Origin of the sequence: Pollutibacter soli (assembly GCA_029269725.1) — a bacterium.
In the GTDB taxonomy this organism is placed as follows: domain Bacteria; phylum Bacteroidota; class Bacteroidia; order Chitinophagales; family Chitinophagaceae; genus Pollutibacter; species Pollutibacter soli.
Genome location: JARJHS010000005.1, coordinates 180,376 through 192,753, shown reverse-complemented (window position 1 = coordinate 192,753; position 12,378 = coordinate 180,376). Strand labels below are relative to the sequence as shown.

Annotated in this window: 7 protein-coding genes; 5 read left to right on the top strand and 2 right to left on the bottom strand. The window is 41.3% G+C overall.

Features of this window, described 5'->3' with window-relative positions; all coding sequences use genetic code 11:
- Positions 1-202: 202 nt before the first annotated feature.
- The 3 genes from P2W82_RS14315 to P2W82_RS14305 all read left to right on the top strand — a co-directional run bounded on the left by P2W82_RS14315 (position 203) and on the right by P2W82_RS14305 (position 3,888).
- A complete protein-coding gene (locus P2W82_RS14315; protein WP_336516585.1) occupies positions 203-1,300 on the top strand; it encodes a vWA domain-containing protein in 1,098 nt (365 codons plus the stop codon).
- A gap of 343 nt (positions 1,301-1,643) precedes the next feature.
- Entirely contained in the window at positions 1,644-3,167 is a 1,524-nt protein-coding gene (locus P2W82_RS14310) for a magnesium chelatase (RefSeq protein WP_336516584.1), read from the top strand.
- Positions 3,168-3,345: 178 nt separating this feature from the next.
- On the top strand, positions 3,346-3,888 hold the full coding sequence (locus tag P2W82_RS14305) for a GNAT family N-acetyltransferase (protein ID WP_336516583.1): 543 nt from the start codon (positions 3,346-3,348) through the stop codon (positions 3,886-3,888).
- Positions 3,889-4,116: 228 nt separating this feature from the next.
- Here the strand turns inward: P2W82_RS14305 and P2W82_RS14300 are convergent, their stop codons facing one another.
- Both P2W82_RS14300 and P2W82_RS14295 read right to left on the bottom strand, forming a co-directional pair.
- On the bottom strand, positions 4,117-6,276 hold the full coding sequence (locus P2W82_RS14300) for a TonB-dependent receptor (RefSeq protein ID WP_336516582.1): 2,160 nt from the start codon (positions 6,274-6,276) through the stop codon (positions 4,117-4,119).
- A 55-nt stretch (positions 6,277-6,331) separates the two neighbouring features.
- Positions 6,332-6,646, bottom strand: a complete 315-nt coding sequence (locus P2W82_RS14295) for a DUF6660 family protein (protein ID WP_336516764.1) — start codon at positions 6,644-6,646, stop codon at positions 6,332-6,334.
- 543 nt (positions 6,647-7,189) lie between these two features.
- Between P2W82_RS14295 and P2W82_RS14290 the strand changes: the two genes are divergently transcribed.
- Positions 7,190-10,465: a hypothetical protein gene (locus P2W82_RS14290; protein WP_336516581.1), complete on the top strand. Its 3,276-nt coding sequence runs from the start codon at positions 7,190-7,192 to the stop codon at positions 10,463-10,465.
- On the top strand, positions 10,462-12,372 hold the full coding sequence (locus tag P2W82_RS14285) for a DUF3857 domain-containing protein (protein WP_336516580.1): 1,911 nt from the start codon (positions 10,462-10,464) through the stop codon (positions 12,370-12,372). Before P2W82_RS14290 ends, P2W82_RS14285 begins: the two co-directional genes overlap by 4 nt.
- Positions 12,373-12,378: the final 6 nt, after the last annotated feature.

Here is a 12,378-nt window from a genome sequence, read left to right as displayed (position 1 = left end):
CACTTAAGAAGTTTGAAAAATCAGCAGAAACCCAGCGAGTGTATCTTTACCCTTATTTACCTTAAATTTACAGAGGCGTTAAAAAAAACCATTACCTGGCCGATCTACTGCTTTTAACGTAATTTATAACGCCATCCGGATGCATGCCTGCACGCGTGTACAGATTTCTTGCCGGTTTCTACAAATAATTAAACTGAAGCACATGAAGGGATTTCATTTTAGCCATTTTGATCCTGACGAGAACAGCAAGACCAACTTCCAGAAGTTGCTGGATATTTTTATGCAGATGCTCACCTATACCAATGGTGATGTAAGTGAAGCGCTGAACTGGCTGACACAACTGGACAAAGAATATAAACTGACCAATGAGGAATATGGTCTGGGCGATTTTATTGATGAACTGAAAGAAAAAGGATATATCGATGAGAACCGGCAGACCGGTGAGATCAAAATCACTCCGAAAACAGAACAGGGTATCCGTAAAAAAAGTCTCGAAGAGATTTTCGGGAAACTGAAGAAAACAAAAACCGGTGATCACCAGACTTTCAAACCCGGTCAGGGTGACGATATCAACCCGGAAACCCGGCCTTTCCAGTTTGGCGATATGCTGGAGCAGATCGATTTTGTCAATTCCATCCGCAATGCACAGATCAATCATGGCATCGAAAGTTTCCAGATGCGCGAAGATGATCTTGAAATCCGTGAAACCGATTTCAAGACCCAGACTTCAACTGTACTCATGATCGATATTTCGCACTCCATGATCCTGTATGGCGAAGACAGGATCACGCCTGCAAAAAAAGTAGCCATGGCGTTGAGTGAGCTGATCAAAACAAAATATCCGAAGGATACACTTGATATCGTTGTGTTTGGTAATGATGCCTGGCCGATTGAGATCAAAGACATCCCATACCTGCAGGTTGGCCCTTATCATACCAACACTGTAGCCGGACTGGAATTGGCCATGGATTTGCTTCGCAGGAGAAAAAATCCGAACAAACAGATTTTCATGATCACCGATGGTAAACCCACTTGTCTCAAACAGGGAAAACGATATTATAAAAACAGTTTCGGACTGGACAGAAAGATCACATCGCGTTGTCTCAACCTCGCAGCGCAATGCAAAAAGCTAAAGATCCCGATTACTACATTTATGATTGCGAGTGATCCTTATTTACAAAGATTTGTTACTGAGTTTACAGAAACCAATAACGGCAAAGCATTTTTCGCTTCGCTAGATCGTCTTGGAGCCTTTATCTTCCGCGATTTTGAAAGCGGAAAGAGAAAAACGGTTTATTGAGGCAATAGTAGGGAGGCAATAGGCAATAGGAACAGCCGGGATACGGTGAACTGAAAACAGAAAAGCTGCCTGCCGGCATGCAGGCTGAAAACCGGGCGTTCAACGAAGAACGAACAACGATAAACGAAAAAATAAACATGACAAATTTTTCCCGCAGATTTCGCCGATCGAATACACGCTGATTTGCGCAGAAAAAATTCCGCGCCTATCTGCGGGCTGTTTAATCTGCGTTCATCTGCGGGAAATGAAAATTGCAAATAATGAACTTCGGCTGTTCAACGAACAACGAAAAGTGAACAACGATCAACGTTCTGACAACTGACAAAAGACAACTAACAACTACATGAACCGACCAAAAACATTAGGCGACTTAAAGAAAAGCGGGTATAAATCAACATCCATAAAAGAAGAAGTCAGAAAAAACCTGATTTCCAGGTTACGCGAAGGCGAGCAAACTTTCCGTGGGATACTTGGCTATGAAGACTCAGTAATTCCGGATACAGAGAGAGCATTGCTTTCGCGACATAATATTCTGTTTCTTGGGTTGCGCGGACAGGCAAAGACGCGTATGGCCAGGCAGATGATCGAGTTGCTCGATGAGTATATTCCGGTGGTGGAAGGCAGTGAGATTAATGACGATCCCCTTCAGCCTTTATCACAGTATGCCAGAAAACTAATTGAAGAGAAAGGAGACAACACTCCGATCAGCTGGATTCACAGAAACGAACGTTATGGAGAAAAGCTGGCAACTCCTGACGTAAGTGTTGCCGATCTGATTGGCGATATCGATCCGGTGAAAGCTGCCAATCTTCGGTTAAGCTTTGCCGATGAGCAGGTAATTCATTATGGGATTATTCCGAGATCCAACAGAAGCATATTTGTAATCAACGAGCTTCCGGATCTGCAGGCTCGTATCCAGGTGGCTCTCTTTAATATTCTACAGGAAGGAGATATCCAGATACGCGGCTTTAAACTTCGTTTGCCGCTGGACATACTTTTTATTTTTACTGCTAACCCGGAAGACTACACGAACCGCGGTGCAATCGTTACTCCGCTGAAAGATCGTATTGAAAGTCAGATATTGACTCACTATCCGAAATCTGTAGAAACCGCGCTGGCAATTACTGCACAGGAAGCTTCTGTGCACGACGAGCAGCAGGGATTGATTCATGTCAGTGACCTGGTTAAAAGATTGATTGAACAGGTTTCTTTTGAAGCGAGAGGAAGTGAATTTGTGGATCAGAAAAGCGGTGTATCTGCACGATTAACTATTTCTGCTTTTGAAAATGCGATCAGTGCTGCAGAAAGAAGGGCCATCATCAATAATGAAAAACAGACACAGGTCTGGATCAGTGATCTCGCAGGTATTATTCCGAGCATCACCGGGAAAATTGAATTGGTTTACGAAGGAGAACAGGAAGGGCCTTACCAGGTATCTTTCAATTTGCTGGAGAAATCAATCCGTTCTGTTTTCGTGCTGTACTTTCCTAATCCGGAAGCGCTCAAGAAAAAAAGAACGCGCGATCCGGGATCAGAAGAAAACCCGTTCCGCAGTATCATCGGCTGGTTTGATAAAGGCAATTCATTGAATATGCTTTTCAATACCAAGGACAGTGAAAAATTGCAGCTGCTGTATAAAGTCGATGGGCTGTACAATCTCGTAAAAAAATATTTTCCTAAAGCCAGCGAGCGTGAAAATGCCTTGCTGATGGAATTTGTGCTACATGGCCTCGCATCATATTCGCTCATCAGCAAAAAAGTTCTCGAAGCAAAAATCGAGTTCAAGGACCTGATGGGATCTATGCTCAACCTGGGGAATAGTTCTTACAGGGAAGATGAGGATATGGATGATGAGAGCTTCCGTTAACGTGGGACGTAAAACGTAGAACGTTGAACGTTCAACGTTTTACGTTTAATGGATTTCCATTATCTTCGCTTTCTCAAAAATCGCCTTTGTTCACCTGCCTCGCACATATTGCGCCTGATTTAGTTTAGACTGTCCGGTTTGTATTAATCTATTTTATCAGTCTAAATTCTTAATTCAAATGTTTATTATACATACGGAAAGGTTATGCCTTTGCGCATTGACCTATGATGAAGTTGTTCTATTATCAAAAGGCAGAAAGGAGTTTGAATATGCCCTGGGTTTTTCTGAATCTGATATTCGTCTTAATGCCGATGAAAACTTTATGGGTGAATTTGAGTCTGCACTCGTCGGATATGTTCTGCCGAAACTGGAAGAACACGCGGAGCATTTTGCGTGGTATACCCATTGGCTGATCGTCGAAAAAACGTTAAACCTGACTATCGGAGGCATCGGTGGAACCGGGTTGCCAGACGCAGAAGGTCAAACGATGATCGGTTATTTTATCGACGGAAAGTTTGAAGGGAAGGGATATGCTACTGAAGCTGTGAAAGGCTTTTTAATGTGGCAATTTTCAAATCCCGATCTGAAATCAATATATGCAGATACTCCTGTTACCCATATCGGTTCTCAGAAAGTGTTACAGAAAGCAGGATTCGCTTTTGAAGGACCCGTTGAAGAAGGTTGCCGCTGGAGACTGAAACGTTCAACGTTTAACGTTTAACGTAGAACGTCAAACGCTGAACGTAGAACACAAGAGTACGACTGTATAATTTCGTAGCCTTAAGGCAAGAACTTTGCAGCTGCAGTTCTTTTGAGATATACTAATAGTGATTCAACAGCAAGGCCTAACGTTCAGCGTTAATCGTAAAACGTTATGCCTTACTGTATTTACGAACTAGCATTATACTCGGAGGCTGTTGCGTTTAACGTTCTACGTTTCACGTTCAACCTAAAACCTGACCTTTAAGCCGCCGTTAACGATAAATCCATCCACAGGCGCATAGATATCCCTGAACACAGGATCCTGCAGCGGTCCTGTGAATATCGTGTCGAATCTCGTCTGCCGGGTATCGAAAATATTCTCGAAATTGATGAAGATGGAAAACTTCTCCCACAGCTTCTCAGCCATAAATCCACAGACCCAGAATGGCTTTCCCATGCCGCCATCACTCAGCTTTTGCGGACTGGTATAATACGCTTCTAGTCCGAGTTTAAGGCTCTCTTCTTTTTCATATACCAGCACATTATTCAGGCGGTGATGCGGGGATAATGTAAACCATTGCTTCTGACCATCGTAATGTGTATTGACATTGGTGTAAGTATAACCTACAAACAACTTAAAATCTTTGTAGGAAAAACGCAGATTGGTTTCCGTACCCCGGGTATCAATATGTCCGTTGGCATTCAAAAACTGCTTTTCTCCGTTACCCATGCCCGTTAGGACCAACGGGTTATTCAGTCTGGTATAAAAAAATAATTGGTTCCAGGTGAAGCCGATCTCGCCAAAAAGTTTTGTTCGATAATTAATATCAAGATTTATACCTGCCGATCGTTCGGTATTTGTATTATCCGGATTGATCGGCAATACCTGCTGGTACTGTATTCTCTCCGCATCCTCATTAAATACCGTTGGCGTTTTATAACCAAGCCCTCCACCAGCCCTTGAACTTAATTCGGGAGTTATTTTGAAGAGCGCTGATACTCTTGGCAAAACATTAAAACCGTACTTATTGACCTGGTTGCCACGCAAGCCTGTTTCAAGAATAAACCATTTAACCGGCGTCCATGTATTTTGTATAAACACACCGAGAGTTTGTTGAGTGTAATCACGGGGATCAACCCCCTGCTGCTTTACTTCGGAAAATTTATCAGTAATAAAATTCATTCCGCCGACCCATTGCATTCTATTAGCAACATGAACATAATTTAATTCAGAAAAAAATGACTGCTGTAAACCCTGGAAGAAATAGTCGGGTATCTCCATTCTTCTATCAAAATTATTAATACTAGCTTTTGCCTGCAGCGACGAATGATCATCCATCACATGCCGGAATGAAAACTCACCTGTCAGTCGTTTTGTTTTATTCTTTTCAAAATATCCGGGACTTCCTTCCCTGATATAATTCATATCTCCTCCTACCCTGTTTTCAAAAATTCCGGTGAATCCTACATTCATTACCGTCTTATCTGTGAAATACAAAAAAAGCTTTGGAGAAACTGTATAGCGTTCAAATTGTGGAATGGAAGTCAAACCCAGATCTGCCGCATCATATGCGCGGTTACTATTACCCGAAGAAAATAATGTAACACCGGTCTTTTTAAATTTCTGAGAATAAAATCCGGAAAAATCCCAGCCGCCTGCAGATGTCACGTTTGCCATGAAATCAAGTCTTCTCTTATTACCCGGCACACGTGATACCAAATTGACAAGTCCCGCTATTGCACCACCACCATATAAGGTCGAAGCGGAACCTTTGATCACTTCCACCTGCTGAAGATCCAAAGGCGCCACCTGCATAATACTTAAACCTCCCGAATAGCCTGAATACATTGGCAATCCGTCCCTGATGATCTGTGTATATTTTCCATCAAGCCCCTGGATACGTATGCTTGAGTTGGCACTTGTTGCTGACGTTTGCTGTGTTTGTATTCCCGTGCTTTCACTCAACAACATCCTGATATCACCGGGTTTCATATTTGCTTTTTCTTCGAGCTCTTCACCGGAAATAGTTTCTACTCTGGTCGGGATGTTGGCAATACTTCTGCTGATCCTGGCGGAAGTGATGATGATTTCTTCTTCTTCCTCCTCCTGGGCTTTCATTTTTACCAAAATCACCGAATCAATGCTCAACGGAAACGTAAATCTCATTTTCAATTCCTCATACCCGACATGTGAAAATGTAATCTCATAAGTACCCGTGGGGATATTATCAATGGTGACAATTCCTGTGCTATCAGAAGTTCCGTTCTTCTTAATTGACTCCACTACAACTGATACACCAACCAGCAAATTTGATGAATTATCGACTACACGCGCTCGTAATATATGCTGCGCCTGGATGCCGTTCAGGGACAGTAAAGTTGTTATAGCTATAATAATAGTTCTCATCTGTGGAATTCACAATTATTCAATTTGAATCTTAAACCAAAAAATCAATCCTGTATCAGAGAAATCGCGGGGGTTGTGTCAACACTCCAAAGTAAATGGAGACGTAATTGATTACGATGGGAAGATAATCCTGCTTTGTAGCGGGAAGCACAGGTTGAATCTGAATTGCCGGAGTTTCAAGACTGAATCCGGGACAGTTATTGCAAAATGCAAACGGAGAGCAATTGTTGCAATCGTCTTTTTCCTGGTGATTGGAAGAAGTAGTAGTCATCACCACATTTTCTTCGTCGTGACAAATATCCATTGCGCAACAAGGCACTACGCCGAGCAACAGGATATAGAGAACAAATATTTGACGGACTAGTTTCAGGAGTGCAAAAATAGGGAGAAATACAAGGTCATTGATTATAGTTGAAACAGCCAGTTCATCGTTGTTCGTTGTTCGTTATTCGTTGTTCGTTGTTCGTTGGAACAGCCAAAGGCAACAGTTTTGATATAGAGACAAGGCATACCTGGCCTCAACATTAAAACAATTTGATTCTCAAATTTCCAGAGCCATTTAGCCTGGTGGCTCTGCGATCATCAATTTTAATTCATCACATCATATTAAAACAATTGCACAACCTGACTTTTGTTTTCGGATTCTTTTCGCTACTAACTAACTAAATCAGGCTTTAACTATTTGTCAAGCTTGTCCCTACCAACCAGTTCTCCTTCCTGCTCACACCAGCCTCCTGCCTTCTGTCATTGTTTCCACTACATTCCCTATAATGCTCAGTTTGAATCTTTTGTAGTAACTGCCCGAAGCAAGAGCCTGAACCTTAATAAGTAATAAATTTCACTTAGCTGAACAATTCAACCGGAATATCAACGTTTTACAAAAAATTCCCCCGTCCCGATAAAAGCGCTCTGTATGAAAAAAACCCTGGCCATCCTGCTGTTGTTTGCATCGGTAAATAATGCGAATGCACAACAGATTCCCACCTCCCAAGAGATTCTGGAGAAAGCAGAAAAGCTTCAGGAAAATAAGAAACGTCTTGAGGCAATCAGTCTTTACAAACAGATTCATCCGAGTGATTCAAACTATTATCGTGGGCAATATGAAATTGCAAGTTGCTATTATGCCGACAGCCAGTACAACAAAGCGCTTGAAATTTCCACGTCAGGCATTTCAACACTCAACGATCAACGTCCGTCATTTTACAACCTGCTTGGGAATATCCTCGACGACATGGGTCAGCAGGATAAAGCACTTCAGTATTATGATTCTGCCACCAGGAACTATCCAAACTACATATCGCCTTATCTCAATATCGCAACTCTGTTGATCAAACAAGACAAGCTTGCGGAGGCGGAAATATTTCTTCAGAAAGCGGCTTTGATTTTTCCGTTCAGTTCATCGGTACATTACAAACTCGGGATAGTTGCACTTAACCAGGGAAAGATCATTCAAAGCTTTTTGAGCATGAGTCAGTGTTTGCTCACAGATCCTGATGGTCACAACATGAAAAATGCAGTAACCATTCTTTCATCAATGGCAAAGGGTGATGATGAAATGCTTCAGTACTATCACAATCGCAAACAGGAGCCTGACGCAAATTATGCACTGGTTGAAGAAATGTTTATCTCAAAAATTGCGCTTGATCCAAAATTCAAAATCAATACTGAACTGGAAGATGCAATTACAAGGCAGTACCAGATGATCATTGAAAAGCTGGAGTACAACAAAGAAGATAAAGATTTCTATGTTCAGTATTATCTGCCTTATCTGAAAGAAATCTATTCTTCGAAACAGTACAATGCTTATTGCAATTATATGTTCAGTGGTCTTGGTATTGACCAGATCAATAATTTCCTGAAAAAGAATAAGAAGGAAGTATCAGCAATGTCAGAATCAGCGACTGCATATTTTCATAAAATTCGTGTGAGCCGTGAGCTGTATGCGCATAAACGCAATGCAGACGGACCATGGCACTATGAAAATGGTTCATGCTTCGCAAAAGGTAAATTCGAAAACAAGAAAACCCTTGGCTATTGGGAATTCTATTATCCGAATGGGAATATTCGCTCAAAAGGAAACTATGATGCGAATGGAAAACAGACTGGAGAATGGGTATATTATGGCGAGAATACAAGAGTAAGCGCAAAACAAAATTATGTTGATGGCCAGCTCCAGGGTGAGAACATCGACTATCATGAAAATGGATCACTGGCACGCAATGCCGGTTTCATTAGAGGTGAGAAACAGGGAGAAAACCACGATTACTATGCCAGCGGAAACTTGAAATCAATCCAGGTTTTTGAAAATGGAAAAGAATCGGGAGTTCTGAAATATTATCATGCTGATGGAACTTTGCAGGCTATCATGAATGCATCTAATGGCGAAATCAACGGCAGGCTGACCAGGTTTTATAGTAACGGGAAAATGGAAAGTGAGGCCTTTTACAACATGGGGAAAATGAATGGCAGGTACAAATCCTGGTATGACAATGGTAATCTTTATGCAGATGGAACCTATGAAAACGACAAGCAAACCGGCACCTGGAAGTATTATCACGAAAACGGCAAATTGAAATCCGTTCAGCAATATGTTGGCGGAGATATTGAAGGCGAAGCAAGTGAATTTCATGACAACGAACAACTGAGTTCCAAGCAGACCTATCGCAAAGGCAAACAGGATGGCGATGCTTTATTCTATAGCCGTGATGGCAAGATGTTCTGTAAGCTGGTCTATGCAAACGCGAAACTGAAAGAAGCTTACTACTTTGATCTTTCAGGAAAAGAGATCAGCAAAACAGAAATACGTGGTAAAAATTTTGACCTTGATACCTATACATCCTATGGCACAAGAAAATCTACTGCCAAATACAATGACAAGGGAATTTCAAACGGAGAAGAAACCGAATACTTTAGCTCCGGGGCTGTTTACTCAAAGTTGAATTATGTCGACGGTTCAATTACCGGCCTGGGCAAATATTACTTCAACAACGGTAAAGTTGAACAGGAAATCAATTATTCAAAGAACGGTGAAAAGAATGGTTTTTACAGGGAATACTACAAACATGGCGGTGTTTTTTGTGATGGCTATTATATAGATAACCTCAAAGAAGGTGTATGGAATTATTATGATGATTTTGGTCGTATACGTTCACGCACACACTATTCTGGTGGCGACAGAGACGGATTCGATGAAACCTATTATCACAATGGAAAAATTGAGTTTAGGGAAGAATTTGCACTTGGGAGTCTTATCGGATATACCCAATATGACACTACCGGGAAAGTGCTTGTTTCGCTCAACCTCGACAAGGGTACGGGCAAATTTGAAAGCAGAACATTGGTAGGATCTGTTTTTGCAAGTTCAAATCTGAAAAATGGATTTCTGCACGGCGCCTATAATTCCTTCTATTTTGATGGCAAACCACATACAAAGGAATTTTATTATTATGGTGTGTCCGACAGTACTTACCAGGTGTTTTATTATAATGGAAAACTTCAGCAGGAAGGAAAGTATTACCGTGGTGATAAGATCGGAGTGTGGAATTATTTCACTGAAGATGGCAAAATGTACCTGAAAGAGGAATATGTACATGGAAAACTTCACGGAAAAAGAGTCTTCTATCATAAGAATGAAAATCCCGAAACAGAAACCACTTATTTCTACGGAAGAAAAGATGGTTGGTTGAGCAGGTACAGTGAAGATGGATTGCTGATAAGTAAAATCAGGTATTCTGATGATGTTATGATGGAATATACCTATGAAGATAAGTCAGGACAACTCGTTGCTCCGATCTCCATTGCCGGTGGTAATGGCAGGGTGGCAACCTATTTCAGAAATGGTAATCCATCTTCAAAAATGGCGTATGTTGATGGAGATCTTCATGGTGAGCAGGTTTACTATCACAGCAACGGAAAAGTTTCCTTCGAATCAAAAGAAGATCTGAACATGACAGATGGTCCGGCCACTTCATATTACGACAATGGCCAGGCGAAAGAAAAGTTTTTTTATCTCCACAACGACTTTCACGGAAGCTATCAGTCATACTACCCTGATGGCAAACAAAAGCAGACGGGCACGTATTACAATGATCTGAAACACGGCGAATGGACGAGTTATAATAAGGATGGAAAACCTGAAGAGAAATCGACATATTACTATGGACGTCTGCTAAACCTAAGGAAACTATGAGAAAGTTTATTACACTGATCGCATTTGCAGGAATTGCAATAACGGCCGATTCCCAGGATTTTGACCAGGTAGTGAAAAGCTATCCCGATGAAGATTATGTCATTCTCCGTAATAAAACAGACTATAAGATCAGGATGGAAAATGGTGTGCCTGAAATCACCAGCACTGACCTTGAAGAATGGATGTATCTCACAGAGAACGGTGCCGTGCGTTTGAAATCAGGATGGATTTTTCATAGCGGATTCCATGAGCTCAAAGAATACGACGCATACACAGTTACGAGTAGTGGTAAAAAAGTAAGGGCAACTGATTTTAAAACCACTTCCAATAAGAGTTCGGGAATTTTTTATGATGATTCCAAAGTAACCAATTTCAATTACCCGAACTTGTCGAAAGGTGCGATGACGCATCTGGAATACAATGCCATTCATCACAACGCATACCTGTTGAGTCCGCATTATTTCAGCAGCGGCATTCCAACGCTTTTGAACGAACTCAAAATTACTTTTCCGAAATCTGTTAAGCTACGTTATGTGGTGAAAGGAATTGATAAGGATAAGGTGATTTTTAAAGAAGAATCAAAAAGAAACGAAACGGTCTGGACATTTACCGCAAAGGATCTTAAACCGAATAGTCGCTACCCCGATGCACCTGAAAATGCCTGGTGGGCAACGCATGTGGTATTTTTTATAGAACAGGTTAAACAGCCTGATGGTAACTGGACGAATTTCCTCTCCGCTCCTGCCGATTTATATACGCTGTACACCAGTTATGTAAAAAATATCAACAAAAGTCCAAGCAGTGAACTTCAACGCATAACCGATTCGTTGGTTGCCGGAAAGAGAAACGAAAAAGAAAAAGCAGTTGCTGTTTATAGCTGGGTTCAGCAGAATATCAAGTACGTTGCTTTCGAAGACGGAATGGAAGGTTTCGTACCTCGTGAAGCAAATCTCGTTTGCAGTCGCAGATTTGGTGATTGCAAGGATATGGCCAGCATTATTTACAGCATGCTTCGCCATGCCGGACTAAAATCATACTATACCTGGATTGGTACCAGGGCGCTCCCTTATACTTACGAGGAAACGCCAACACCGATTGTAGACAATCATATGATCTGCGCGGTGCTCATCAACAATGAATATATCTTTTTAGACGGTACGGATATCACAGGTGTTTTTGGAAAACCTGCAGAGGCCATCCAGGGAAAGCAGGCACTGGTCGGTATTGATGATAAAAATTTTAAGATCATACCAGTTCCCGTGTTAAAATCCGAAGAGAATCAACTCGTGGATTCAACGATCATTCGCTTCACACAAACAGGAATCAGTGGACATATTTCGATGCGGATGAAAGGTTATTATGCAACAAATCTATATGGCAATCTGAATTATGTGCAGGAAAAAGAAAAAGAAAAATTCATTCGGGAAAGGTTGAATCGTGGTTCGAACAAATTTGTGATTTCCGGTTTTGCAATCAATAGTTCAAAGGCATTACCAAACGAATCAGATATCGCTGCCGATTTTGAAATTCCGGGATATGGAAAATCTATTGGTGATGAAAAATATATCAATTTAAATCTTGTAAAACATTACGAGCACGAAGAGATCGACTATCCGAAAAGAAAAATCCCGATCGAGTTTAATTTTGCATCACAAAGGAAACACGTCATGGTTCTGGAAATTCCGGAAGGATATAAAGTAGATTACCTGCCGGAAAGCAAGAGCTTTAAAAACGATGTCTGGGGTTTCACAATGACTTATGAGCAAAAGGAGAATAAAGTTATCCTGACCAAAGAATTTTCAAATCCTCATATCATGATCACGCCAGAACAGTTCAAGGATTACAACACTGTCCTGGAACATCTTTTTCCATTGTACAAAGAATCTGTAAGCCTGGTGAAAAAATAAAACCTT